Here is a 26456-nt window from a genome sequence, read left to right as displayed (position 1 = left end):
ATATTACATAAATAAAAAACTGTTTATATAGAAATAAAATCTATATAAACAGTTTTTATCTTGATTATTTCATAGGAATAACTACAGATGAATTTTCAAAATCATAGAACATTATCCAATAGCCATTTTCTCTATCTCCATATCTATCCCATGTAACGAAACCAGTTCTACCACCGTATGGTTGATCTTTTCTATCCTTAGTTCCTGGAATAGCATATAAAATATATTTTATATCTCCATCCTTATCACACTTTACACCAAAGAAGAAATGACCTGCTTTGCTTATATAAGGATAGTAATTAATCATAGGATAATACATCATTGTGTATTTATTATAGTTTGACATATTACACATATCATCGAAGTTTCTAACATCAACCTTATACCATGCACATCTTTTTATATCCTCTGCAAATTTAGAGACCTTCTTACATCCTTCTAAAGCTCCCATTAAAACTTCACCTATAGGACAATCAAAGTCAACTTCATAAGTTTTTTCTTCTTTCTCCTTACAATCTCTAAGTTTCATTTGCTCTATTTCATTTTCGTACTCTGCAAATCTTCTACCTAGTTCATAACGTTCTCCATCATAAGGATCATATTCTCTTTCTAAATCTATTTTGCTTATAAACCTATCACACTCTTGTAATTTTGATCTATAATCCCAATTATCATTGCGGTGATATTTTTCCTTATAGCAGTCTTTATAACCTTCTATTTTCTTTTCTTCATGTTTATCTTTATCCGTATATTTATCCTTATATTCTTTATGCTCTTCATGTTTATCTTTACAATCATCATCTACTTCGTCTTTGTCTTTATCTTTATATTTCTCTTCTTTCTTATATTGGTCTTCTTTATCACACTTATCTTCTTTCTTATCTTCACATTTTTCTTCATGCTTCTCTTCTTTATCATGGTGCTTGCACTCTTCTTTGTCTTTTCCTCTACAGTCATCTTTTTTCTCTTTATATTCTTCTTTTAAATGCTCTTTGCAATCATCTTTATCCTCTTTATCCTCTTTATCTTCTTTATCCTTGCAATATTCTTTTTTACATTCCTTTTCTTTATTCTCTTCTTTTAAATAATCCTTGTCCTTTTCTTTTAGATACTCTTTATACTTATCTTTTTCATCTTTGTCTTTCTTGTCCTTATAATAATCTTTATCATCATTATATTTTTCCTTATGCTCTTTCATGTTAATAGGACATTCTTTTTTCATTTCATCTTCTTTATTATTTTTATCGTAATGAGACTTTTCTTTGCCTGATATCATCTTAATCTCATAATTCTTCCAATTATCCTTTGGCATTTGATTATTTAAAAATCCACACATAAAGAATACTGTTCTACCATTAATGTTTTTTCCTATAGCAGCTCCTACTATATTCTCATAAGATACATTTAAATCTCCTATGTTGATAGAATCATATTCTAAACTCATTTCTGCCTTGCCTTGTTGATTTATGTTCATTGGACCAAGATTTATATTCTTCTTAAAATCTTTCTTGTTACAAATAAGCATCATATAACAATCTTTGTATTCTTTCTTTAAGTTTTGAGCGTAAAAAGAAACTTTACATTTATCATTCTTAGTTTCTATCTTGGCATATCCAGTTAAAGGCTTATCTGAAGCTATAGAATGCCCCTTTTCATCTTCTTGTAATATTATAAAAGTTCTATATGATTTATTATGTGCCAATTCTCTGGTCCCTCCAATATAATTTTATTCTCTACAGTATATGAGAGAACAAAAAAAAAGAGAATAAAAATTTAAAAATTCTTATTCTCTCTAAATATTCTAGTTATTCATATATTTATCTATTGCATCTGAAAGAGCACCAAACTCTGCTAAGCTTAAAGTCTCTCCTCTTCTCTTAGGATCTATTCCCGCCTCTTCATAAGCCTTTTCCATTAATTCCTTAGGAAGTTTTACATTTTTAGTTGCATTCCATAAAGTTTTTCTTCTCATGTTAAATGCATGTCTAACAATTTCAAAGAATAATTTTTCATTTTTAACCTTAACACTTGGCTCTTCTAATCTTTCTAATCTTATTACTATAGAATCAACCTTTGGTCTTGGTATGAAGCATGAAGGTGGTACCTTTCTAACTATTTTAGTATTACAGTAGTATTGAACTAAAATTGATAAAGCACCGTAATCTTTACAGTTAGGTTCTGCATTCATTCTTTCTGCTACTTCTTTTTGTATCATTATAGTTAATGACTTAAAGTTATATCCACCTTTTAATAAATTTACTATTATAGGAGTAGTTACATAATAAGGTAAGTTTGCAACTAGCTTAACGCTTTTTTCATCTCCTATAATTTCGTTAAAGTCAACTTTTAAGGCATCATTATGTATTAATTGAAACTTTGGATTATCTCCAAGCTCAGCTGTTAATATTGGAATAAGTGAACTATCTAATTCAATAGCAACAACTCTCTTTGCTTTTTTAAGTAATTGTACAGTAAGAGTACCTACTCCAGGTCCAATTTCTATTACTAAATCATCTTCACAAACATCTGCTCCATTTACTATATCTCTTGGAACAGAATCATCAATTAAAAAGTTTTGTCCTAAGCTTTTTGAAAATCTAAAATTATATTTCTGAACAAGCTCCTTTGTCTTTATATCTTTTATTTCGTTTATATCCATTCACTACTCTCCTATATCATCTTTTCTATCTTTTCTATAGCTTTAACAAATTCTTCTTTTGTTATGCCATAGTTATTTAATCTTGAAAGAACTTGGTTTGCATTTCCATAACCGATTCTTAATTCTTTACCAAGTAACTCTCTTCTCACTTTAGCCTTTGGATCTGCTGATAATCCAAAGTATATTAGATCTTGTATTGTAAATTCTTCTCTTTTTTCTTCTAAAGTTATTTTTGCATTTTCTAAGGCCCTAATTATAGCCTCTGGTGATGCATTCTCTACGCCTATGTTTCCATCCTTAGCTCTAGTTCCTTCTGCTCTTCCTATGTAAGCATGCTTAACGCCTTTAACTCTCTTTGATATTATTGATCTTATCTTTTCTCCAGCAAAGTCTGGATCAGTAAATACAATAACTCCCTTTCTTTTTTGAGCTTCTTTTATTCTCTCTATAACCTTTGCATTTATTCCGAATCCACCAACAGCTATGATTTCAGCATCTATAGCTTTCTTAACTGCTGTTATATCGTCTCTACCTTCAACTACTATAACTTCTTTAATCAAGGTTAAAACTCCCTTTCTTATTATATGTACTATATTTAATTTACCTATATCTCATTTAACTGTCAATAAAATGCTTTAATACAAAATAAATAGAGGGTCTAAAAGAATACTCTTTTAGAATCCCTCTCTTAGAATTGGCATTACCATTCACCAGGATAAGCTATTATATAAAGATTAACATTTCTTCTTCCCCACTGTTTACATTCAGGTGCTGAATTTAAGAATAAATCTATTATATTATTTTTTATAGCTCCACCAGTATCTTCTGCTACTGCATAGCCATATCCTTCTACATAAACCTTAGTTCCTAAAGGTATTACTCTAGGGTCAACAGCTATTGTACTTAATCCATTTGGATCTCTCTTAGGTACAGTTCCTGTAGCTGTTATTCCATCTCCAGAATAGGCAGTAGCTTCTACTACCATTGCTTTTTTATAATTTATATTATCGTTTCCTCTTGAAAGAACTAATTTCTCCATAGTTCCTTTAACCACTACTTCGTCTACTGGTTCTTTAACAACTTTAGATTCTACTACTTCTCTAGATACTTCTTTTCCATCTTCCATAACTAACTTCATAGTTATTTCCTTTTCTCCAGCAGAACCCTCTTGAGTAGTCTTTTTAACTCCACTCTCTAAGCTATTATCTTCTTTTACTACAGTTTCAAAGTCTATTGGCTCTTTTTCAACTATGGTCTTCTCTTCAACTCTTGTAATCTTTATTTTCAAATCCTTTGATAGTTCTGTTTCTAATGAAGGTTCTACTTTGTCTAAATCATTTAGATTAATTCCTTCTTTAACCAGCATATTCTTTACTGAATCTTCCGCAGAATCTATCTCTATATTTTTTCCATCAACCATCACTTCCACTGGAACTGCTTTTTTAATGCTTATTACATCATTATCAGAAATCTCGCTTGTTAAACTTGGTTCTATTTTATCCTTGTCAGATAAATAAATTCCTTGTTGACTCAAAACTGCTTGTACATTTCCTTTAAATGTGGCAACCTCTAAATTTTCACCATCTAAGTTTATGGTTATATTCTTATGTGCTGTAACTAAAACTGCTATAAAACTTACTAAAACTAAACTAAATACTCCTAATACAATTTTTCCATTTTTCGAGGCAACCTTCTCTTTCAATGCCTTAATTATTTTTTTCATATAATCTTCCCCCTTTTAGGCAAGAGTCATTTCGACATTATATATTACCTTTTCAAGTATGTCAAATCTGATGACTCCTAAAACTTATACTTTTAGTTGTAAATTATAATAAATAATTGACCTCTGCTTATACAGGGATTTGGTAAATAACGGTTGATTTATATTTAAAAAAGTACACTATATTATATTAGTGTACTTTCTATGTTATTACATTTATTTTTTCTTTAGTCTAGTTATATTAAATTTTAAATAATCTCTTTTTATTGTTTAATAAGATTTCATTCATTTCTTCACCTGAAATACCTCTTATTTCACTCATTTTATCTATGATATATTCAATGTAATCTGACTTGTTTCTTTTGCCTCTAAAAGGAACTGGCGCCATAAAAGGACAGTCAGTCTCAACTAACATTCTTTCAGCAGGTATTTCTCTACAAACATCTACTAATTTTTTAGCATTTTTAAATGTTAAAACCCCTGTAAATCCAATGTAATATCCTAACTTAATGCACTCTTTTGCAAATTCAACTGAACCTGAAAAACAATGTACTACTCCAATTACATTTGGAAACTCTTTAATAATTTCTAAAGTGTCTTTATGAGCATCTCTATCATGTATAACAACTGGTAAATTTAATTCATCAGCTAATTTCATTTGTGCTCTAAAAACTTCTTTTTGAACTTCTCTAGGAGGATTTTCTTCCCAATAATAATCTAATCCTATTTCTCCAATGGCTTTAACCTTTTCATGCTTAACAAATTCTTTTATTTCTTTTACAACCTCATCATTAAATTCATCTGCATTTTCTGGATGTATACCAACTGCTGCATAAAACATATCGAACTCTTTTGCAAGTTCAACTGATTTTCTTAATCCATAAAGATCAGATCCACAGTTTAAAACTCCAATAACTCCATTTTCTTGTAGTTCTTTTATTACATTTTCTCTATCTTCATCAAAACTATCTGAGTCATAATGTGCATGTGTATCAAATATTTTATATTTCATAATTTTCTCCTTTGAATTTTACATATAAATTGTAGATAAAAGTGGTGATAAAATTCCTAGAATTCCTCCTAATAAAGCTCCCAACCAAGTTATTGCCTTAAGTTCTTTATTAGCTATTCCAATTATGATTTCCTCTGCATAATCCACTTCAAAAGCATTTATTTGCTCTTCTACTATTGAGGAAATATCCACAATTTCTAGTACTTTAGCTGATTTATTTTCCACAAAATCATTATATAAATTATCTAAAATACTCATAATACTATTTTCTAAGTTTTGTTTATTATAACATATATCATTTAAGGAATTTTGTAAAAATTTATCAAATACCTTTTCAATTATTTTACTCATTTCACCAGATAATTGGTTATTATTAACAATTTGAGAAATCATTGAATCTATATTATCAATTAGAATATTTTCATAGTCATTGAATAACACTTTTATAATTTCTTCATAACTATTAAAAGAAGAAATTTTACAATTTAGTTTTCTTATTATAGAATCTATATTTTCTTCTGTATTTAATTTTTTTGAAATCTTATCTCCTAAGGCATCTGATATTACCTGTAGCTTTTCTTCTCCAACATTATTTATTACATCACTTACTTTTTTCTTCATACTTTCATGTACAAAAGCTAAAGCCGCATCACATATATACTCTTTATTTTCTTCTTCACTTAAAGATTTATCAACTAATGAAACTAACTTTCCGTATATTACATCTCCACTTAAAAACATTGATACTATAGATGGTATATTATCATTTATTGCACTTTTTATCTTATGTGAAACCTCATCATCTCTAAGAAGATTTTTTATGATATCTACAAGAGTATCCTTTTGAGATTTTACATATTCTTCTATGTAAGGTTTAATATTTTCTGGAATTACTTCTTCAATAGTTAAATCTTCTTTTCCTAAAGTTTTTACTTCTTTAAGAAGAGCTTTTCCTATTATGTCTCTTGTTTTTTCTTCCTCTAAAGTGTTTATTATTACTTCTCTAAATTTATTGCTATTTATAAAATCAATTATCTTTTCAGGATTTTTATTTAGTCTTTCTTTAATAGAATCTACTATATAAAATTTAACCTTATTTTTAAATTCCTCTTCCTGAATTGATTCTAAAATAGTCTTAGTTATATTGTCTATCATATTTCCCTTTAGAGCATAGTAATTTTTCCCTAAAGTATTTTTTAATGCTTCCTCTAAAGTTGAATTACTATTAATAACTTGATTAATTTTTTCTTTAGCAACCTCATTAAATTTTGCTTTTATTTTATCATCCTTTAAAGCCTTACTTAAGCTATCTGAATTTAATAAATGAGTGCCTACAGTTTCTCCAACCTTATTCGCTATTCTACTTTTTTCCTTAGGTATTAATCCTGGTGTAAAAGGAAGTTTCATACCAAAGATATACTTTGCTTCCCTTGGCCTAAATAACATTTTTATAGCAAGCCAGTTTGTTATGTAGCCTATTACTGCTCCAATTAAGGCTCCTATAATATAAATTTTCATCTATTTTCACTCCTATCAATTTAAAATTCACTTAAATAGTGTAAAATATTATATATTTATATTAATATAATACTACTTATTTTTTAAGGGTGGTGAATAAAATGGATTTTAAAAAATTATCTAATATAAAAGAGTGTAGGTTATTTTCCCACTTCAGCGATCAAGATATTCAAGAATTATTAAGCTCTGGTTTCGCTTCAGTAAAATCCTATTCAAAGGAAGACTTACTGTTTTCTGAAGGAGAGTATTGCGATTTTTTAAGTGTAGTTATAGAAGGGAAAATAGAAATTCAAAAATTAGATTCTAACGGAAACATATTAGTGGTTGCAACCTTAAATAGAGGAAATGTTTTTGGGGAAAATCTTCTTTTTGGAGATAGGAACTTTTACCCAATGTCTGTTGTGGCTAAAGAAAATTCTCAAGTTTTACATATAAAAAAGGATTATATCTATAAGCTCTGTTCCTCAAATGAACCTTTTTTAAGAGAACTACTTAGAATTCTTTCAAATAAAGCTCTTAATCTAAGTTCCAAACTTAAACAAGTGACAATGAAATCTATTAGAGAAATGATTTGCAATTACTTATTAAAAAAATATAACAAAGAAAAATCCACAACTATAAAGTTAGAATTTTCAAGAAAGGATTGGGCTGACAAACTTGGAGTTCAACGCCCTTCATTGTCTAGAGAGCTTATGAAAATGAGAGATGCAGGGCTTATAGACTTTTCAAAAAACATAATAGAAATAAAAGATTTAGAGGGATTAAAATCTAATTTACTTTAAATTAAATGTTAATATTTTTGTACACTTTTTGACACATAAATGCCACATAAGAAGCTTAATATAATAATTGTAACGTAGCTAAAACACTAATTTAATTTTACCCCTTAAATGGCCCTTGAATAGTTTGTCCCCCTTACGCAAATATCAAGGGCTATTAAGTTTAATCAATTTAAAAAATTTCTATATAATAATTCCTAACCTTAAACCTTAAGATGTAGAATAAGCCTTGTTTCTAATATTAATAGAAGCAAGGCTTATTTTATTTATATCTTTTTATTCTTTAATCTATTTAGTTCTTCTATAGCAACTTTCTTGTCTATTTTATCAAATAAAAATTCAACTCTATTAACGCTTATATTCTTCATCCCTTCAAAACTCCACTTTGTATCCTTTATACCTAAAAACATTCTTATCTTCTCACAAGTAAAAGGAATTATAGGATTCATTAAATCAGTTAAAGCTACTAATATTTGAGCGCAAATATACAGTACCTCTTCACATTTTTTCTTGTTATTATTTATTAAAATCCATGGTTTATTTTTGTCAAAGAAATTATTTCCATGTTTTATAAGATTAAATATTTCCTTTACTCCTGATTTAAATTCTCCCTCTTCAAATTTATTACCTACAGAAGCATAAGTTCTTCTTATTAAGTTTTTCCATTGAAGAGGAAGTTCTTCTCCCTTTATTTCCCTATTAAAGTTTTTCTCTATAAAGGTTAAAACTCTATTTGTAAAGTTTCCCAGTTCTCCTACTAATTCATTATTATTTGCATTTATAAAATCTCTCCAAGTAAAGTCAGAATTTTTCTCTTCAGCACCTCTACTTATTAAATAATATCTAATAGAATCTATATTATATCTTTCCATAATGTAAGGCACCCATATAGCCCAGTTTCTATTGGTAGAAAAAGTTTTTCCTTCTAAGGTTAAATATTGAGAAGAAAATATTCTAATTTCACTTTTATCTAATCCAATGCCAGAGAGCATTGCTGGAAACATTGTTGTGTGAAAGGGTATATTTTCCTTACCATGAACTAAATATATTCTACTTTCTTCATTGTTCCAATATTCTTCTAAAGATTGTCCTTTTTCCTCTATAACTTTCTTAGATGCAGTAACATAAGCTAATAAAGCATCAATCCAAACATAAACTCTTTTATCTTCAAAGCCCTCTACAGGAACTTCTATTCCCCAATTAATTTCTCTTGTTAGAATCTTATCTCTTAGCCCGCCCTCTAAATATCTCTTAGTTATTTTAATGGCATTTTCTCTCCAACTCTCTTCTTCATCTAATATATTTTGAATATAATCTTGAAAATAAGATAATTTAAAGAAAAGATTATTAGAACTTCTAACTTCAACTTTACTATTACATTCATTACAAAGTCCATCTTTAACCCCAAATTCATCTAAGGTTTCACAGCATTTTGGACAATAAAATTCTTCTGTTTCTTTTTCATATATAAATCCCTTATTATAAAGGCTTTTTATTATATTTTTCACCTGTTCCTCATGATACTCACTATCTGTTCTTGTAAATATATCAAAGGAAAATCCTAATTTATTAAAACATCTAACAAATTCCATATGGTACTTATTTATAAGCTCTTCTGGTGACTTATTAATCTCCTTGGCTTTATTTAAAATTGGAGATCCATGACAGTCAGATCCTGAAACAAAGATAACTTCATCACCCTTAGCCCTATGATATCTTGCTAATATATCTCCTGCCATCCAAGATGAAACTCTTCCTATGTGAAGTGAGCCATTGGCATACGGCCAAGCATTACCTATAATTACTTTCATTTTATTAGCCCCCTTAAAATGCTTCTATCTACAATATTATGATACAAAAAAACTCTTATATTCCACAATCTAGTATGAATATAAGAGTTTTTTAATTTTACTATCTTACTTGGCTTCCAGTTAACATTTCTCCTGGGTTAACTAATAGAAGTTCTGAATCATCTGAAGGTGCTGCTGCAAGTATCATACCTTGAGATAATTCTCCTCTTAATTTAACTGGTTTTAAGTTAGCAACTAATACTACATACTTTCCAACTAACTCTTCTGGTTTATAGTATTGTGCTATTCCTGAAATAACCTGTCTTTCTTCTCCACCTAAATCAACTTTAAGTTTTAATAACTTTTTAGCTTTTTTAACTGGTTCACATTCTAATACTTTAACAACTCTTAAATCTATCTTGTCAAAGTCATCTATAGTTATTTCTTCTTTTATTGGATTTTTAACTAACTCTTCGTTAGCTGGTTTAACTGGAGCTGGTTTTAAAGCTTCAAGTTCTGCTAATTTTTCCTCAACATCTATTCTTGGGAATATAACATCACCCTTAACTACTTTATCTCCTGCAACAGTTCCGTTAAACTCTTTTAAACTTTCCCAAGTTGTAACTTTAGTGTTTAATTGAGCATTTATTTTTGTACTTGTTTCTGTTAAGAATGGTGAAATCATTACTGAAACAAATCTTAAGGTTTCTAATAAGTTATATAAAACTGTTCCTAGTCTTTCTTTCTTTTCTTCATCCTTAGCAAGTATCCAAGGAGTTGTTTCATCTATATATTTATTAGCTCTACTTATTAAAGTCCATATACTTTCTAACGCTTCTGGAATCTTTAATGCGTCTATGCTAGCTTCAACTTTTCCTGGAGTAGATAAAGCTAAGTTTATTAATTCATCATCAATAGCTTCCTTGCATGTTGGTGCTTGAATAACTCCATCAAAGTATTTATAAACCATAGCTATTGTTCTTGATAATAAGTTACCTAAGTCATTAGCTAAGTCTGTATTTACTTTCTTTATAAATATTTCATTGTTGAATAATCCGTCTGAACCAAATGGTATTTCTCTTAATAAGTAGTATCTTACAGCGTCAGCTCCAAACATGTTAACTAAAACTACTGGATCAACAACGTTACCTTTGGATTTTGACATTTTTCCTCCATCAACAAGTAACCATCCATGACCAAATACTTGCTTAGGTAATTCTAATCCTAAAGCCATTAACATTATTGGCCAGTAAATTGTGTGGAATCTTAAAATATCTTTTCCTATTAAGTGAACATCAGCAGGCCAGAACTTTTTGTATAATTCTTGATTTTCTTGACCATATCCTAAGGCAGTTATGTAGTTTGATAATGCATCTATCCAAACATAAATAACATGCTTTTCATCAAAGCTTACAGGTATTCCCCAAGTAAAGCTTGTTCTTGAAACACAAAGATCTTGTAATCCTGGTCTTAAGAAGTTATTTAACATTTCATTCTTTCTTGATTCTGGTTGAATGAAATCTGGATGTTCTTCTATATACTGAATTAATCTATCAGCATATTTGCTCATTTTAAAGAAATAAGCTTCTTCCTTAGCTTTTTCAACTGGTCTTCCACAATCAGGGCAGTTTCCATTTACTAATTGAGTTTCTGTCCAGAATGATTCACATGGAGTACAGTAAAGACCTTCATAAGAATCTTTATATATATCTCCTTGATCATATAACTTTTTGAAAATCTCTTGAACAGCTTTCACATGATAATCATCAGTTGTTCTTATAAACTTGTCATAGCTTATGTTCATCATTTTCCAAAGATCTTTAATTCCTGCAACTATTTCGTCAACATGCTCCTTTGGAGTAATTCCTTTTTCATTAGCTATTCTTTCTATTTTTTGACCATGCTCATCTGTTCCTGTTAAGAACATTACTTCATGACCTGTAAGTCTTTTGAATCTTGCTATAGCATCAGCAGCCACAGTTGTATAAGTATTACCTATGTGTAGATTTGTTGATGGGTAATAAATAGGCGTTGTAATATAATATGGTTTTTTACACATTATTTCTTCCTCCTTGTATTCTTACTTATTATTGTTTCCAATATTTCAAAAATATAAAAAACCTCTATGGGAAATCCCATAGAGGCGTTAATTACGCGATACCACTCTATTTCATATTTATGTCACCATAAATATCTCACTAAGTAACTCCTAAGTTTAACTTATTTTATTACTTTGCAATATAACGGTTGCCACCGTACTTTTCTAAAATTAAAATTCTCAAAAAGTCTGCTCCAAGTCCATCTTCATAAAGTCTCATGTATCTGGCTTTCACCTAACCCAGCTCTCTTTTATACAATCTTCTTTATTACTCTTCTCTTCATTGCATTTTCTCACTTAATTTTAATTATATGATTAGTTTTATATTAATGTCAATCGTTTTTATTTTTGAATTCTTTAAAATTCTTGTTAAGTCATAATTTGTATTAATATAAAAATGTTATATACTATCTATAATAATATATAAATTGTTGGGGAGGTATTATTTAAATGAAAGGTTTAGCCCTACCTAAAATAGGTGCAAGAAACTTAAAGACAGCTTTGGCTGTAACTTTATGCATAGGATTTTTTGAGCTAATACACAGACAATATCCTTTTTACGCTTGTATAGCCGCTGTAATCTGTATGAAAGATACTGTTGAAAACTCATATAAAATGGGAAAAAGCAGAATGATTGGTACAATAACTGGTGGACTTGTTGGTTTAGCTTTAACTTTTATAGCTTTAAACTTTAATCTTACAAGATTCTCAGGAATAATAACAGGGATTGGAATAGTTATAACCATTTATCTACTTAATGTTTTTAACAGAAAAGGGTCTGTTTCTATAGCATGTATAGTATTAATAGCAATTATGACAAACTTACATGGTAAAGCTCCATATGCCTATGCAGTTGATAGAATTATAGATACTTTTATAGGTATAATAATTGCTCTATTAATAAATAACTACATATATAAATATGAAAATAAGGTAAAAAAAGATTTAGAAAATATAGAAGAAAAAATCTCTAGACTTGAAAAAGAAGTTAAAGATGATATAAAAAATCTAGAAGAAAATAAAAAGAACTAATATGATTTAGGAGGGAAATATTTGTTTAAATTTAACCTGCAAACTATAGGTGCTAGAAACCTTAAAACTTCTCTTTCAGTATTTATATGCATTATAGTATTTGAACTATTAGGCCGTTCTAGTGCCTTTTTTGCTTGTATTGCAGCAATGATGTGCATGCAAGATACAGTTGAAAATTCATATAAAATGGGAAAAAACAGAATGCTTGGTACATTTTTAGGGGCTATTGTTGGTTTATTATTAACAGCCATATTTAATGTATTAAGTATTCAACACTTTATTGTTTATGCTCTTTTAACAGCCATAGGTACAACTATAGCCATTTACCTATGTATCTTATTTAATTGTAAAGGCGCAATAAATAGTGCATGTATAGTTGTTTTTGCCATAATGACAAACTTAAAGGGTGTTGGCTCATATGACTATGCTTTTAATAGAATCCTAGATACATTTATTGGGGTAATAATAGCTATTATAATTAACAGACTTGTCTACCCTTACCAAAAGAAAACTGAAGAGAAAACAAATTAATATATTTAAATAAAAGGGGCTGTATCAAAATATAATAATAAAACTTACAAACATATTCCTAGAATTACTAAATTTCCTCTTCATACTGTTTGTAAGTTTTATAAAAAGTTATTTTGGTACACGTCCTTTTTAATTGCTAACTACTTTGTCATCTACTTTTTTACCAAATATCATTGTTAATATGAATAAAGCTACTAAGGATAAAGGTAATACTATGAAAATACTTAATCCTAAACCAGCTGGAATATATCCAAATAATACAGTTACTATTCCCACAAACACTGCATACCATATTTGAGTTCTAACATGCTCTATATGATCGCATCCTGCACCTGTTGAGGAAAGTATTGTGGTATCAGAAATAGGTGAACAATGATCTCCAAATATAGCACCTGTTAATACTGCTGAGGTACTTACTATAACAAAATTCCATTCTGGATTTATTGCAAAGGATAATGGAATTGCAAGTGGCATTAATATTCCCATTGTTCCATAAGCTGTACCTGTAGCAAAGGCTATTATTGAACCTAAAATAAATATTATTGCTGGTAATAAAAATGCTGGTATTGCATCTGATAATACTCCTACTAAATAAGAAGCAGTTCCTAATTCCTTAATTACAGAACTTAAAGACCAAGCTAATATAAGAATTACTCCTGTTATTAAAAGTCCTTTCATTCCTTCAATCCAAATTCCTATTCCTTCTGAAATAGTAAAGATTTTTCTAGAAACTCCTAATATAAGAGCTACTATAGTTGCTAATAAAGCTGATTGGAATAAAACTACGGAAGCATCTGCATTTGAGAATGCTGCTTGTATTCCAGCAAAACTAAAAGGTGTATTGTTCATAAGCTCTATTATTGCTAAATCTTCTCCACTCATTATAGTTACCCATCCACTATAATAAAATCCTATTAAAGATGATACTATTAAAACTCCAATTGGAATTATTGCATTCCAAACACTTAATTTAATTCCTTCTATAGGTTCTAAATCTTCACTATCTGATGAAATTTCTGTAGTAGATAAAACTTCTCCTCTTCTAGCTCTTCTCTCAGCTTTAAGCATTGGTCCAAACTCTCTTAAAGTTATTGCTGATATAACAACAAAAGCTAAAATTAATATATTATAAAATCTATATGGTATTGTTTCTAAAAATACTCCAAAACCATCTGCTTGTATTCCTACACTTTTTAAAGCATCTCCAATTAATCCAACCTCTAAGCCTATCCAAGTTGATATTATTGCTAACCCTGCAATTGGTGCTGCCGTTGCATCTATAACAAAGGCTAATTTTTCCCTTGAAACTCCCAATTTATCTGTAACTGGTCTCATTATTGGTCCTACAATTAATGAGTTAGCATAATCATCAAAGAAAACTGCTAAGCCTAAAAGCCAAGTTGTAAGTTGTGCACTTTTAACAGTCTTAGCCTTTCTTGCTAAAGCCTCAGCTATTGCCTTTGCTCCTCCCATTTTAGCTACTAAATGAATTACTCCTCCAATAACTAAAACCTGAAGAATTATCCCTGCATTCCAAGGATCAGCTAAGGAATTTAAAGCTCTATAAGTAAAATCAATAAATCCTTGAGTTAACGCTGTAATTATATTAAATCCATTTAATTTGAGCATTATACATCCTGTCATTGTTCCTATGAATAAAGAAACTACAACATTCTTAGTTAAAAAAGCTAATACAATTGAAACTAATGGTGGCAGCACTGTCCACATTCCAAACTTAGCTGAGTTTACCGCCGCAGCATCTTCAGCAGCAAAGACTAAGGTTGAGCATAACATTGTCATTGCAAAAACCGTTAGAAAAACTTTAAATCTAGTTTTGTTTCTCATTATAAATTCCCCCTTAAATATGCAGTGAATTAATTTACAGAGGTGTTCCCTTATTTTCTCTTATTATAAAATTTCTACAAAAAAGACCTTAGGCTTGATCAACCTAAGGTCTTAATACTTAATAAAATTACTTTTGCAAATAAACTTTTATTTATTTAATTCCCTAAGATGATAGCTCTCCACATTTTGTGACAGTGTTGTATATATTCTATACAACCCCAGCATTTAGCCTTAAAGTATTAGCCAAAAACTTCGGCGATAATCCCTTTCCTAAAACTTCTACGCTACTTAACTCCATTTTAGTAATCTTGATTCTCGCGCCTCTACCTCTTTTTAAATTATTCACTTTTTAATTATTATATTGTATACATTTATACAACATAACTATGTTTCTTTCAAGTATTTAATAACTTTATTAACTATTTATTAAAAAAATCCTGATTTTATTATGGAAATCAATAACCACAAGCCAAAAATTCCTGACACTATAAAGCCTATTAATCCTAAAATAGGAACCCCTTGAAAAGTAGGTCCAGTTTTAGCATTAACTATTAATGAGGAACCTATTATCATACATCCAACTATTAAAGAGAAAGCAATTCTGTTTACCATTTTATTCAAATCTGTAAGTGGCTTATCTAAGCCCTTCATTTCAAATTGCAACTTAGCTCTTCCCTTAGTCAAACTATCCACAAGTTCTGAAAATTTAGTAGGAATTTCTATACTCTTAGAAGCAAACTTATAGGCTTCAGTTATAAGTTTATCCTTGTTTAAACTTTTTAACATTTCCTCTTTATTTCTTTCTTTTACATAAGGATAAATACATTCCATAATTTCTAAATCTGGATCTATTTTAGCTATAACCCCTTCTAATATAACTATAGATCTTACTAAAGTAACCAATTCTCTTGGAAATTGAACATTATTTCGTTCTGCAATCTCAAAGATTTCTTTAAATAAATCTGATATCTTTATTGTCTTTAAAGATGCATTTATATATTTTGAGACTATATTTTTCAAATCATCATATAATATTGAATATTCAACCTTTCCTTTTTTTATGCCTATGGCATTTACAAAATCAACTAAGGTATCAATATCACCTAAAACCATAGCAATCATGGCCTTATTAAGCCAATTTCTTAAATTTGCTTCTAAAGTCCCAACTAAGCCAAAGTCTATAAAGTATATTTTGCCTTCTCTTATAAATAAATTTCCTGGATGAGGATCACCATGAAAAAATCCATCTTCAAGAACCTGTTTAAAAAATGAATTTGCTAGTTTGTTTGCAATATCCTCAAAGTCATATCCTTCTTCTTTTAAAATATTGAAATCTGTTATTTTGCAACCATCTATATATTCCATGGTAAGTACTTTCTTAGAAGTAAGCTTATCAATAATTATAGGTGCACCAACACAGGCTACATTTTTATTAAGCTCTCTAAACCTTTTAGTATTCTTTGCTTCCTTTTCGAAATCAAGCTCATTTAAGGTAGCATCTTCAATTTCCTTAAAAGCTTCAACAGGATTAATTAATGTATTCGTTATATGATTAGAGGTTAATTTGCTAAGTCTTCTTAATATACTTAAGTCAAGCTTCATTTTTTCATCTATTTTATAATGCTGAACCTTAACTACTACATCTCTTCCATCTATTAATTTAGCTCTATGAACCTGTGCAATTGATGCTGAAGCTAAGGGAGTTTCACTAAACTCTAAGAAATATGTATTTATATCTGTCCCAAAAGACTCATAAAATATTTCCTTTACTTTATTAAAGTCTGTTATTTCATTATTATCTTGTAACTTTTCCAACTCTTCAATATAAGCTTTAGGAAGTAAATCTGGTCTTGTACTCAATATCTGTCCAATTTTAACAAAGGTTGCCCCTAATTCTTCTAAAGCCTCTCTAAGTGCTTGAGGCCTTGGCTCAGCCTTTTTACTATTAGGCAACTTTGATGAAATTAAAAAGTCAAAACCATAATAAGTAAATACTCTAACTATTTCTTTTAACCTTTTTGCACTCTGTCCCTTACTCATAAATTCACCTCCTATAAGATAATAAACTATAAAAACTCTACAAGATACTGAAAAGCTTACTTATCCTAGCTATTTACATAGCTATAAATTCTACTCCTCATATTTCTTGTAGAGTTCTATATTTTATAGCCTAAATTTCTTCTTCATTTAATTTAGCTTCTAATACGGCTATTCTTTCTTTTAATTTATTTATTTCTTCTAAAGTAGATTTATTAGCTTCATCAAACATAGCTTTAAAATCTTCTTTTGTGAAAGGTTTCATGTTATCTAACTTAGTTATTATTTCACTAGTTGCTTGTGTAGTTTTTTCTTCCATATCTCTTTTTAATTCTTCAGATAAAACTTTACCATCCTCAACAGTTATTTTTCCCTTAGTAACCATATCTTGTATAAAGGAATCTGTTTTTTCATAAGCAGTAGCTGCAGTTCCAATTCCAGCTAATATAGCTTTTTTTAATTCATTTATCATGAAATCATCTCCTAAACCATAGTTTGCTCTTTAATTTTTATTACATTTTACTCTTAATTTCTTCAAATTTAAAGCTTATTATTCTTAAAATAATGTTAATTATAAAATTATCTATTACTCATGAAATTTTCTATATCTTCTACAGACTTAATGCATTCTTTTGTTAGAACTTCACAGCCATCTTTAGTAACTAAAACATCATCCTCTATTCTTATTCCTATAGCTTCTTCTTCAATATATAAACCTGGCTCTACAGTATAAACCATACCTTCTTCAAGAATGATATCTCTCTTACCAACATCATGAGTGTCAAGACCTAAACTATGTCCTATTGAGTGGAAATAATACTTTCTATAATCCTTTTTATCTTCTATAAGACCTAATCTTACACAAGCTTCAGCTAAAAGATTATTTGCTTTATCATTTATTTCATAGAATCCAACTCCTGGTCTAATAGAGTTTATTATCTCTTCATTTACCTTTAAAACTTCTTCATAAACTTCTTTTTGTCTCTTAGTAAACTTACCATTTGCAGGGAATGTTCTTGAAATATCTCCATTATAATAATTTACTTGAGCCCCTAAATCAAAAAGAATTAAATCTCCATCTTTTATTTCACTATTATTATCAACATAGTGTAAAGTAGCAGCATTTACTCCAGCAGCTGCTATAGTTTTAAAAGCATAATCTTTAACTCCATTTTGTTTTAAGTAAAAATCAAAATATGCTTCTAATTCATATTCTTTCATTCCAGGCTTACATTCTTTCATTAAAAGTTCTACACCTTTAGCTGTTATATGAGCAGCCTTCTTTATTTCTTCTACTTCTTCTTTACATTTAATTTGTCTTAAAGAAGCTATATCAGAATAAACATCCTTTATAACTATTTGAGGATATCTCTCCTTAACTTCCTTTGCAAAGCTTTGACTTTTGCTCATTTCTTCATTAAATGAAACTCTTTCTAAATCTAAATAAAGATTTTCTGCAATTCCATTAGTAAAAATCATATTTAAATCACTTTTAAACTCTTCTAAATATTTTATATTTTCTATGCCAGATACTTCTTTAGCCTCATAATCTCTTATAGTTTTTCCAGTCCATCTTTCTTGTTCTAAATTTGGCTTTAGTATATAAAGGACTTCATCAACTACACCATTTATTTTCTTTATCATTAGTATATGCTTTTCTTCATCTACTCCTGTTAAATAATAAAAATTTCTATTTGGAGTAAATTGAAAATATTCATCTGCTGTTTTTCTTTTAGCCTCTCCTGCAAATAAAACTAACAATGAATTGTCTTCTAGTTTCTTTAATAAATTCTCTCTGTTTTTAGTAAAAACTGAACTTTTCATCTCTTAATCCCTCCAATTCCTATTTATTAAATTTTACCATAGATAAGATTTAAAATCTTAACAAATAGTACATCTTTATATGTTTTTATAGAAAAAAATACTCACTAGATAATCTAGTGAGTATTTTTTATTATCTTATTTCAAAGCTATTAAACTCTGTCTTTTTTACCTTCGAAAGCATTGATGTACATTTGCTTGATTTCACTGATTAATGGGTATCTTGGGTTAGCACCTGTACATTGGTCATCGAATGCATCTTCACTCATTTTTTCTAATGTAGCGTAGAATGCTTCTTTTGAAACTCCACAGTCAGCTATTGTTGCAGGAATTCCAACTGTTTTCTTAAGGTTATCTATAGCCTTGATTAAGTTATTAACTTTTTCTTCTTCGTTCTTTCCACCTAATCCTAAGTAGTCAGCAACTACTGCATATCTCCATTTAGCATTTGGATATTTGTATTGTGGGAATGCAGCTTGTTTTCTTGGATTGTCAACAGCATTGAATCTTATTACATGATCTATTAAAATTCCGTTAGCAACTCCATGAGCTATATGGTGTTCTGATCCTAATTTGTGTGCCATTGAGTGACATACTCCTAAGAATGCGTTAGCAAATGCCATACCAGCCATTGTTGAAGCATGAGCCATTTTTTCTCTTGCTTTTATGTTTGTAGTACCTTCAGCGTAAGCTTGTGGTAAGTATTTGAATATTAATCTTATAGCTTCTAAAGCTAATCCATTAGTGTACTCTGATGCTAAAACTGAAACGTAAGCTTCTAAAGCATGAGTTAATGCGTCTATACCTGATGCAGCTGTTAATCCTTTTGGCATGTTCATCATAAGCTCAGCATCTATGATAGCCATATCTGGAGTTAATTCGTAATCTGCTAATGGATATTTTACTCCTGATTCTTCATCAGTTATAACTGCGAATGGTGTTACTTCTGAACCAGTACCAGCTGATGTTGGAACTGAAATCATCATAGCTTTTTGACCCATAGTTGGGAATGGGTAAACTCTCTTTCTTATATCCATAAATCTCATTGCTAAATCTTCGAAAGCAACTTCTGGATGCTCATACATTACCCACATAATCTTAGCTGCGTCCATTGGTGAACCTCCACCAAGAGCTATGATTGCATCTGGTTGATAGCTTCTCATTGCTTCAGCACCTTTTTTAGCACATGCTAAAGTTGGGTCTGGAGTAACTTCTGAGAATACTCTGAAATCTACACCTATTTCTTCTAAAACACTTGTTATTTTATCAACATATCCTAGACTAGCTAATACGTTGTCTGTTACTATAAATACTTTTTTCTTGTTTAAATCTTTTAATTCTCTAAGAGCAACTCCTAAAGCACCATATTTGAAGTAAACTTTTTCTGGAACTCTGAACCAAAGCATATTTTCTCTCCTCTCAGCTACACTCTTAACATTCATTAAGTGTTTAGGACCAACGTTTTCTGAAACTGAGTTTCCACCCCATGATCCACAACCTAATGTTAATGATGGTGCTAGCTTGAAGTTATATATGTCTCCGATAGCTCCTTGAGTTGATGGCATGTTTATTATTGTTCTACCAGTTTTCATAGTTGCACCGAATTTTTGAACTCTATCTTGTGATTTCATTGTATCAGTGTATAAAACTGAAGTATGTCCGAATCCACCAAGTTCAACTAATCTTTCAGCTTTAACTAAAGCTTCTTCGAAGTTAGCTACTCTGTACATTCCTAATACTGGTGATAATTTTTCATGTGAGAATGGTTCTTCTAATTCAACTGACTCAACTTCACCAATTAAAACTTTAGTATCTTTTGGAACCTTAACACCTGCCATGTCAGCTATTTTCCATGCTGATTGACCAACTATGTTAGCATTTAAGTTACCATTTATTAAAATTGTTTTTCTTACTTTATCTATTTCTTTATCTTTTAAGAAGTAGGCTCCTCTATCAGCGAACTCTTTTCTTACTTCATCATAAACTTTATCAACAACTAATACAGTTTGCTCTGATGCACAGATAACACCGTTATCGAAAGTTTTTGATAATAATATTGAGTTTACTGCCATTTTTAAGTGAGCTGTTTCATCTATGATTGCTGGTGTATTACCTGCTCCAACCCCGATAGCTGGTTTTCCTGATGAGTAAGCTGCTTTAACCATTCCTGGACCACCAGTAGCTAGTATGATATCAGCTTCTGCCATTAATACTTGTGACATTTCAACTGATGGCTCATCTATCCATCCGATTATATCTTTTGGAGCTCCTGCTTTAACAGCTGCTTCTAAAACAACTCTAGCTGCCTCTATTGTTGAGTTTTTAGCTCTTGGATGTGGTGAAAAGAATACAGCGTTTCTAGTCTTTAATGATATTAAAGCTTTGAATATAGCTGTTGATGTTGGGTTTGTAGTAGGAACGATTGCTGCTACAACTCCTATTGGCTCAGCTATTTTAGTGATACCAAATGATTCATCTTTTTCTATAACTCCACAAGTTTTTTCATCTTTATATTTATTATATATATATTCTGCAGCAAAATGGTTTTTTATAACTTTATCTTCAACAATACCCATTCCTGATTCTTCAACTGCCATTTTTGCTAATCTTATTCTTTCATTATTAGCTGCTACTGCTGCTTGTCTAAATATTTCATCTACTTGCTCTTGAGAAAATTTTGAGAACTCTTTTTGAGCTGCTCTAACTTTCTCTAATCTAAGCATTAATTCATCTACATTTGTTACTTTCATGATACCCACCTCATTATAGATTAGTTTCTTATTTTCATAATATATGTAAAAATTAATTAAAAGCATTTAGTTAAGTTTTTAACTTTAATAAAATTCCATTTAAGAACTTTTTTTCATATCTTTTTTTGTTTTTAAGCTATTTATCTACTCCGTAAAGTTTTTTACCAACCTTACGAGATTATAATACCATCTTTCAAAATCAAAATCCAGACTTTTTTTTACATTTCTTACATTTTATCGACAAAAATTCGTTATTTTTTTAACTATTTTGTGATTTTTTTATCAACTTTAAATATTTACATTTTAGTTAAACGATTTCTGTAATATTTTGGATTATTTCTGAAGTACTTTCATATTTAAATTAAATCATCTTTTGTTCTCCTTTTTTTCTCAATATTATGTTGCTATTTTTTAATTATTTTATTCATTTATAGTCCAAAAAACATACTTACTACTAATACTGCCATTATAATAGCAGTTATATCAGCCATTAAAGCCGCCCAAAATGTATGTCTTATTTTCTTTATTCCAACAGCACCAAAGTAAACAGTTATGGTGTAAAATATTGTTTCTGTTCCTCCCATTATTACAGAAGAAATTAATCCTTCTCTTGTATCTGGCCCTAAGGTATTTATTAATTCTGTATATACTCCTAAGGCTCCACTTCCAGATAGAGGTTTAATTAGTACTAGTGGAACAATATCCTTCGGTAATCCTATTAAAGAAACTATTGGTTCTAAAAGATTATTTAAATAATTAAGTAAATTAGCATCTTTAAATATTCTTATGGCAATCATCATAGCTAATAAAGCAGGAAAAATTTTAACGCATACCATTAGTCCTTCTTTTGCCCCTTCTAAAAACCATTCGTAAACTTTTCTTCCCTTAAACATTCCATAGACTATTATTAAAAGAAATATTATTGGAATTATGTTATTTGCAATCAAAAGTATCCCTCCTAAAAGTATCTCTGCAAGATTTTACAGCATATAATTCCTACACAGCAGGCAGTAAAAGTGCATATAATAGCAGGAATTATTATACTTGCAGGTTCACTTGAGCCAGCCGCTGCCCTAATTGATATAACTGTAGATGGAATTAATTGAATACAGGCTGCATTTATGACTAAAAATAATGCCATATCATTTGATGCCCTTCCATCCTTTTCTTTATTTATCTTATTTAATTCACTCATAGCCTTAATTCCAAGGGGAGTAGCTGCATTAGATAGTCCAAACATATTAGCAGTTAAGTTCATAACTATGGCTCCCATAGCTTCATCACTATGAGAACTCTCCTTAAATATCTTTTTTAATATAGGATTTAATAATTTTGCAACCTTAGATGTTAACCCACTATTTTCTGCTATCTTCATTACTCCACACCAAAAACACATAATACCTACTAAGGAAATTATAAATTTCACAGCACCTTCAGAAGATTCTGTTAAGCCAGTTGTAATCAACTCTCCCTGGCCTGTCATTATGCTAAAAATCAATCCTAAGGCTATAATTGCAAACCATATATAATTAATCATCTCTCCTCCTAAATCATAAGTAATTTCTGTATAATATATGCCTTGCATAGTTAGAATAGTAGTGTTACCATAAAACTACAAAGAACGAATTTACTTAAAAGGAGAATTTTTTATATGAACGAAAAAAATTTAAAATTAGCTCAACAAGATATAGATGAAGTTTTAAAAACTGTAGAAGAACTTGAAGTTCAAATAGATGATTTAAGTAAAGATGATTTAAAGCAAAAATTCGTTACTCTAACAGAGAAAGTAAGAAAACTTGAAGATTTATTAAAAGACGAAGGTATTATATAAAAGAAAGCTGAGTTTAGAAATTTCTAAACTCAGCTTTTTTTAAATTGCTTTTTTATCTTCTATACTATCTTCTTTTTTGAACTCTTTAATTATGAATAATCCAGTTATTATTGTAGATAAGAAGTCTGAAAGTGTACCAGCTAACCAAACCCCTGTTAAACCTAATCCTGCAATCTTAGGTAAAACTAATGTTAGAGGAATTAAAAGTATAACCTGTCTTAATAAACTTAAGAAAGTTGCTAACTTAGCTTTACCTATTGATTGGAAATAGTTAGATCCTATTATTGATATACCTATTATAGGCATCATGAATAAATATATTCTTAACCCTGGAACTCCTATTTCTAAAAGTTTAGGATCTGAGTTAAACATACTTATTACTAAAGCTGGGAATGCTTGAATTAATATTCCTCCTAAAACAAGTATTGTTGTAGCTGCTATCATAGCTAACTTAACTGTTTTTTGAGCTCTTTCATACTTCTTAGCTCCATAGTTATATCCAATTATAGGCTGCGAACCTTGGTTTATACCAAATATGGGCATTAAAAATATCATTGCTATTGAAGAAATTGCCGCCATAGCCCCTATAGCTAAGTCTCCTCCATACATTCTTAGTGCATTGTTAGCTATTACCTGAACTACACTTGCAGCCATCTGCATTGAAAATGGAGCTACACCTATAGCTAAAACTATCTTAACTAATCCCCAATCTAACTTAAGAGTTTCAAATTTTAATTTTAAGTTTGATCCTCCAAATGTATAGTAATAAAGCATTATTAATGTAGTAACTATTTGAGAAATTACTGTAGCTAAAGCTGCCCCTTTTATCCCTAAGTTAAATACAAATATAAATACTGCATCTAATATTACATTTATAATACATCCAAGTACCATTACTGCAGCTGACATCTTTGGATTTCCATCTGCTCTAATTGTACTATATAAAGAAAATGACATTAAATTAAATATAGTTCCTAAAAGTATTACATTTATATATTCCTTTGCATAAAAAATTGTAGCCTCACTTGCTCCAAATAAGTGTAAAATACTGTTTGCAAAGACAATTCCAATAATAGTTAAAACTAAAGATATTATAGTTATTAAGACCACAGAGTTTCCTAATATCTTCTCTGCATCTTTTCTTTTATTTTGCCCAAATTTTATAGAGATGTTTGCAGTAGCACCAATCCCTATAAGCATTCCAAAACCAAGTAATATAGACATAATTGGCATAGTTATACCAACTCCAGTAATGGCCATTGGCCCAACGCCTGGAATATGTCCAATAAATATTCTATCAACAATATTATAAAGTGCATTTACAAGCATACCTATAATAGCTGGCACCGAATACTTGATCAAAAGCTTTAATTCTGATTCTTCCCCTAATAATTTTTGATCCTTCATAAGCCTCTCCTCCTTTAAATCTATATTTCTTAAATATATACTAACTTTTCTATTATACATTAATTTTAATTTTTTAGTCAGTGAAATTTTAAAAATAAAAAACTATATAGGAAATCAAACTTTTTTTCTCCATAAATTTAACTATCTATAGATAAATAAATTTGACTCTTATATAGTCTTTAAAAATCTTAAACCGTTACTTCTTTATATATTAAATTTCCGCCTATTAGGGTAAGAGCTGTAATAATATTTAAAACTAGTGAAAATATTATTATTGATAGGACACTTTGATTTAAAAACATTGCAAAGGTCATTGTAAAAAAGTTAATTATAAAAACTAAAGCAAACTGCTTTAAAAGTATATCTAAAAAATTATTTTTTACTAATAAAAAACTTTTTCTTATACTTTCTATTACATTTATGTTTTCAAATATAGAACATTGCATAGCTATTACAAAAAATATTGATATTACTATTCCTAAAGGTGCAAATATGCTTGAGCCTAAAGAAACAGCAAAGTTTTGTATAAGGAATACTCCTAGAGGAAATAAAGGGTTTTTAAAGGCTGATTTTATAGTTTCAATCCAAGATACCTTTTCACCTCTAATAAAATTATTAGCTAACTTTATTATAGATATTGATGAGAATCCTAAGCTGAATATACCAATTACCGAAAATATAGCATTTCCTCGACCTATAATAGTAGGAAGTGCAAAAAGCACTGATATTATTGCTATATCGCCTAAATTTTTAATAAATATGTTAAATACAGATTTTAAAAATTGTCCAACTGATAATTTTTTATTGATATTTTGATCCATAAAAATCCTCCAATCAAAATTTATATTAATAATTATCATATCAAAATTAGTATAAGTTTTGCTTGAGTTCATTTTAATTTAACACTTTTTGTATATTTGGTTTACATATTTTCTATACTCCAAGATAAAATAAGTATAATCCAACTAATATTATAATTGTTCCTAATATATTTTTTAATACTCTTCCTATCTTTTTACCCTTTTCAGAGTAGGCTATTTTCTCAACTAAACCAAAGGATGTTCCAGCTAAAATTATTAAAACACTATGACCTAATGAATACATTAAAAGCATTATCATCCCTATTACTAAGTTACCACTAGCAGCTATAAAGGCTATTATTGCTGCCATTATAGGTGTTGCACAAGGAGATGCTAATATTCCACTTAATATTCCTAAAAAGAAGGCATCTAAAATTCCCTCTCTTCTTTTAGTAATTTTACAAGCATCTTTTTTATCTCCAAATAAATTTATTACATCAAGAACTTGTAGCCCTGATCCTATCATAATAAAAGCCAATATTATATACCAAAACTTCCCTGCACCTAAAAAAGCTTTTCCTATTAAGGCTGTAAGTAAGCCTATTACAGTAAATGTTATTCCAAGTCCAATTGAAAATATCAGTGAATACTTAAATGCTTTCTTATTATCCTTAACCTCACTACCTTGAACATAGCCTATTAATAATGGAATAGATGAAAGGGTACATGGACTAAAAGATGCTACTACTCCTGCAAAAAATGATAGTATTATGGCTAAAAATATATTATTAGATATGCTAATATTAAAATAAGCTAAAAATTCCAT

At 29.3% G+C, this 26456-nt stretch carries 22 protein-coding genes, 1 riboswitch and 1 other annotated feature; of the genes, 4 read left to right on the top strand and 18 right to left on the bottom strand.

From position 1 onward, the window contains the following. Positions 1-64 precede the first annotated feature (64 nt). The 6 genes from QP548_RS12560 to QP548_RS12535 form a co-directional block, all read right to left on the bottom strand. Complete coding sequence (locus QP548_RS12560) at positions 65-1702, bottom strand: hypothetical protein (RefSeq protein WP_061429291.1); 1638 nt, start codon at positions 1700-1702, stop codon at positions 65-67. A gap of 99 nt (positions 1703-1801) precedes the next feature. Further along, the gene (gene rsmA / locus QP548_RS12555) at positions 1802-2659 is read right to left on the bottom strand and encodes a 16S rRNA (adenine(1518)-N(6)/adenine(1519)-N(6))-dimethyltransferase RsmA (RefSeq protein WP_061429292.1); all 858 of its coding nucleotides are present in this window, start codon (positions 2657-2659) and stop codon (positions 1802-1804) included. Positions 2660-2670: 11 nt separating this feature from the next. Continuing rightward, entirely contained in the window at positions 2671-3219 is a 549-nt protein-coding gene (rnmV, locus tag QP548_RS12550) for a ribonuclease M5 (RefSeq protein WP_003450530.1), read from the bottom strand. A gap of 140 nt (positions 3220-3359) precedes the next feature. Continuing rightward, positions 3360-4382, bottom strand: coding sequence for a ubiquitin-like domain-containing protein (locus QP548_RS12545; RefSeq protein ID WP_061429293.1), 1023 nt, complete (start codon positions 4380-4382; stop codon positions 3360-3362). A gap of 238 nt (positions 4383-4620) precedes the next feature. Continuing rightward, positions 4621-5391 (bottom strand): TatD family hydrolase, encoded by a 771-nt coding sequence (locus QP548_RS12540; protein ID WP_061429294.1) that lies wholly within the window; start codon positions 5389-5391, stop codon positions 4621-4623. A gap of 18 nt (positions 5392-5409) precedes the next feature. Further along, positions 5410-6909, bottom strand: coding sequence for a DUF445 family protein (locus tag QP548_RS12535; protein WP_061429295.1), 1500 nt, complete (start codon positions 6907-6909; stop codon positions 5410-5412). Between the two features lie 101 nt (positions 6910-7010). Between QP548_RS12535 and QP548_RS12530 the strand changes: the two genes are divergently transcribed. Beyond that, positions 7011-7691: a Crp/Fnr family transcriptional regulator gene (locus QP548_RS12530; RefSeq protein ID WP_061429296.1), complete on the top strand. Its 681-nt coding sequence runs from the start codon at positions 7011-7013 to the stop codon at positions 7689-7691. Between the two features lie 263 nt (positions 7692-7954). Here the strand turns inward: QP548_RS12530 and QP548_RS12525 are convergent, their stop codons facing one another. Both QP548_RS12525 and metG read right to left on the bottom strand, forming a co-directional pair. After that, positions 7955-9499, bottom strand: coding sequence for a methionine--tRNA ligase (locus QP548_RS12525; protein ID WP_061429297.1), 1545 nt, complete (start codon positions 9497-9499; stop codon positions 7955-7957). Between the two features lie 100 nt (positions 9500-9599). Then, positions 9600-11537, bottom strand: a complete 1938-nt coding sequence (metG, locus tag QP548_RS12520) for a methionine--tRNA ligase (RefSeq protein ID WP_061429298.1) — start codon at positions 11535-11537, stop codon at positions 9600-9602. Between the two features lie 77 nt (positions 11538-11614). Then, positions 11615-11869, bottom strand: a binding site (T-box leader). Positions 11870-12026: 157 nt separating this feature from the next. On the opposite strand from metG, the gene QP548_RS12515 reads away from it, so the two are divergent. After that, complete coding sequence (locus QP548_RS12515) at positions 12027-12608, top strand: FUSC family protein (RefSeq protein WP_003450545.1); 582 nt, start codon at positions 12027-12029, stop codon at positions 12606-12608. Positions 12609-12629: 21 nt separating this feature from the next. After that, complete coding sequence (locus tag QP548_RS12510) at positions 12630-13139, top strand: FUSC family protein (RefSeq protein ID WP_003450550.1); 510 nt, start codon at positions 12630-12632, stop codon at positions 13137-13139. Positions 13140-13268: 129 nt separating this feature from the next. Here QP548_RS12510 and QP548_RS12505 read toward each other — a convergent pair whose 3' ends face one another. The 7 genes from QP548_RS12505 to QP548_RS12475 all read right to left on the bottom strand — a co-directional run bounded on the left by QP548_RS12505 (position 13269) and on the right by QP548_RS12475 (position 23129). Next, on the bottom strand, positions 13269-14984 hold the full coding sequence (locus QP548_RS12505; protein WP_075808049.1) for a Na+/H+ antiporter NhaC family protein: 1716 nt from the start codon (positions 14982-14984) through the stop codon (positions 13269-13271). 164 nt (positions 14985-15148) lie between these two features. After that, positions 15149-15318: riboswitch (Lysine riboswitch) on the bottom strand. Between the two features lie 92 nt (positions 15319-15410). Then, entirely contained in the window at positions 15411-17024 is a 1614-nt protein-coding gene (locus QP548_RS12500; protein WP_061429300.1) for an ABC1 kinase family protein, read from the bottom strand. A gap of 130 nt (positions 17025-17154) precedes the next feature. Then, positions 17155-17493 carry a phasin family protein gene (locus QP548_RS12495; protein ID WP_061429301.1) on the bottom strand — a complete coding sequence of 113 codons (339 nt, stop codon included), beginning with the start codon at positions 17491-17493 and terminating at the stop codon, positions 17155-17157. Positions 17494-17600: 107 nt separating this feature from the next. Beyond that, positions 17601-18845 carry an aminopeptidase P family protein gene (locus tag QP548_RS12490; RefSeq protein WP_075808048.1) on the bottom strand — a complete coding sequence of 415 codons (1245 nt, stop codon included), beginning with the start codon at positions 18843-18845 and terminating at the stop codon, positions 17601-17603. A 149-nt stretch (positions 18846-18994) separates the two neighbouring features. After that, positions 18995-21592, bottom strand: coding sequence for a bifunctional acetaldehyde-CoA/alcohol dehydrogenase (adhE, locus tag QP548_RS12485; RefSeq protein WP_061429302.1), 2598 nt, complete (start codon positions 21590-21592; stop codon positions 18995-18997). Between the two features lie 428 nt (positions 21593-22020). Then, positions 22021-22539: a spore maturation protein gene (locus QP548_RS12480; RefSeq protein ID WP_003479331.1), complete on the bottom strand. Its 519-nt coding sequence runs from the start codon at positions 22537-22539 to the stop codon at positions 22021-22023. Positions 22540-22550: 11 nt separating this feature from the next. After that, positions 22551-23129, bottom strand: a complete 579-nt coding sequence (locus QP548_RS12475) for a nucleoside recognition domain-containing protein (protein WP_003479332.1) — start codon at positions 23127-23129, stop codon at positions 22551-22553. 114 nt (positions 23130-23243) lie between these two features. On the opposite strand from QP548_RS12475, the gene QP548_RS12470 reads away from it, so the two are divergent. Beyond that, positions 23244-23423: a hypothetical protein gene (locus QP548_RS12470; protein WP_003450573.1), complete on the top strand. Its 180-nt coding sequence runs from the start codon at positions 23244-23246 to the stop codon at positions 23421-23423. 39 nt (positions 23424-23462) lie between these two features. Here QP548_RS12470 and QP548_RS12465 read toward each other — a convergent pair whose 3' ends face one another. From QP548_RS12465 to QP548_RS12455, 3 genes are all read right to left on the bottom strand, one after another. After that, complete coding sequence (locus QP548_RS12465) at positions 23463-24830, bottom strand: MATE family efflux transporter (RefSeq protein ID WP_061429303.1); 1368 nt, start codon at positions 24828-24830, stop codon at positions 23463-23465. A 188-nt stretch (positions 24831-25018) separates the two neighbouring features. Beyond that, positions 25019-25651, bottom strand: a complete 633-nt coding sequence (locus tag QP548_RS12460) for a hypothetical protein (RefSeq protein ID WP_061429304.1) — start codon at positions 25649-25651, stop codon at positions 25019-25021. A gap of 112 nt (positions 25652-25763) precedes the next feature. Beyond that, entirely contained in the window at positions 25764-26456 is a 693-nt protein-coding gene (locus tag QP548_RS12455; RefSeq protein ID WP_061429305.1) for a cytochrome c biogenesis CcdA family protein, read from the bottom strand.

The sequence above is a fragment of the Clostridium sp. UMB9555A genome (assembly GCF_030222355.1).
Lineage (GTDB): Bacteria > Bacillota > Clostridia > Clostridiales > Clostridiaceae > Sarcina > Sarcina perfringens.
Note: the sequence above shows the minus strand (reverse complement) of the source record. Positions and strands in the feature narration are given on the sequence as shown.

Excerpts from the sequence above, each read along its gene's own strand:
- rsmA (WP_061429292.1), bottom strand. The coding sequence starts at position 2,659 with ATGGATATAAACGAAATAAAAGATATAAAGACAAAGGAGCTTGTTCAG.
- QP548_RS12545 (WP_061429293.1), bottom strand. The coding sequence starts at position 4,382 with ATGAAAAAAATAATTAAGGCATTGAAAGAGAAGGTTGCCTCGAAAAAT.
- QP548_RS12540 (WP_061429294.1), bottom strand. The coding sequence starts at position 5,391 with ATGAAATATAAAATATTTGATACACATGCACATTATGACTCAGATAGT.
- QP548_RS12535 (WP_061429295.1), bottom strand. The coding sequence starts at position 6,909 with ATGAAAATTTATATTATAGGAGCCTTAATTGGAGCAGTAATAGGCTAC.
- QP548_RS12530 (WP_061429296.1), top strand. The coding sequence starts at position 7,011 with ATGGATTTTAAAAAATTATCTAATATAAAAGAGTGTAGGTTATTTTCC.
- QP548_RS12525 (WP_061429297.1), bottom strand. The coding sequence starts at position 9,499 with ATGAAAGTAATTATAGGTAATGCTTGGCCGTATGCCAATGGCTCACTT.
- metG (WP_061429298.1), bottom strand. The coding sequence starts at position 11,537 with ATGTGTAAAAAACCATATTATATTACAACGCCTATTTATTACCCATCA.
- QP548_RS12515 (WP_003450545.1), top strand. The coding sequence starts at position 12,027 with ATGAAAGGTTTAGCCCTACCTAAAATAGGTGCAAGAAACTTAAAGACA.
- QP548_RS12505 (WP_075808049.1), bottom strand. The coding sequence starts at position 14,984 with ATGAGAAACAAAACTAGATTTAAAGTTTTTCTAACGGTTTTTGCAATG.
- QP548_RS12500 (WP_061429300.1), bottom strand. The coding sequence starts at position 17,024 with ATGAGTAAGGGACAGAGTGCAAAAAGGTTAAAAGAAATAGTTAGAGTA.
- QP548_RS12495 (WP_061429301.1), bottom strand. The coding sequence starts at position 17,493 with ATGATAAATGAATTAAAAAAAGCTATATTAGCTGGAATTGGAACTGCA.
- QP548_RS12490 (WP_075808048.1), bottom strand. The coding sequence starts at position 18,845 with ATGAAAAGTTCAGTTTTTACTAAAAACAGAGAGAATTTATTAAAGAAA.
- adhE (WP_061429302.1), bottom strand. The coding sequence starts at position 21,592 with ATGAAAGTAACAAATGTAGATGAATTAATGCTTAGATTAGAGAAAGTT.
- QP548_RS12475 (WP_003479332.1), bottom strand. The coding sequence starts at position 23,129 with ATGATTAATTATATATGGTTTGCAATTATAGCCTTAGGATTGATTTTT.
- QP548_RS12470 (WP_003450573.1), top strand. The coding sequence starts at position 23,244 with ATGAACGAAAAAAATTTAAAATTAGCTCAACAAGATATAGATGAAGTT.
- QP548_RS12465 (WP_061429303.1), bottom strand. The coding sequence starts at position 24,830 with ATGAAGGATCAAAAATTATTAGGGGAAGAATCAGAATTAAAGCTTTTG.
- QP548_RS12460 (WP_061429304.1), bottom strand. The coding sequence starts at position 25,651 with ATGGATCAAAATATCAATAAAAAATTATCAGTTGGACAATTTTTAAAA.
- QP548_RS12455 (WP_061429305.1), bottom strand. The coding sequence starts at position 26,456 with ATGGAATTTTTAGCTTATTTTAATATTAGCATATCTAATAATATATTT.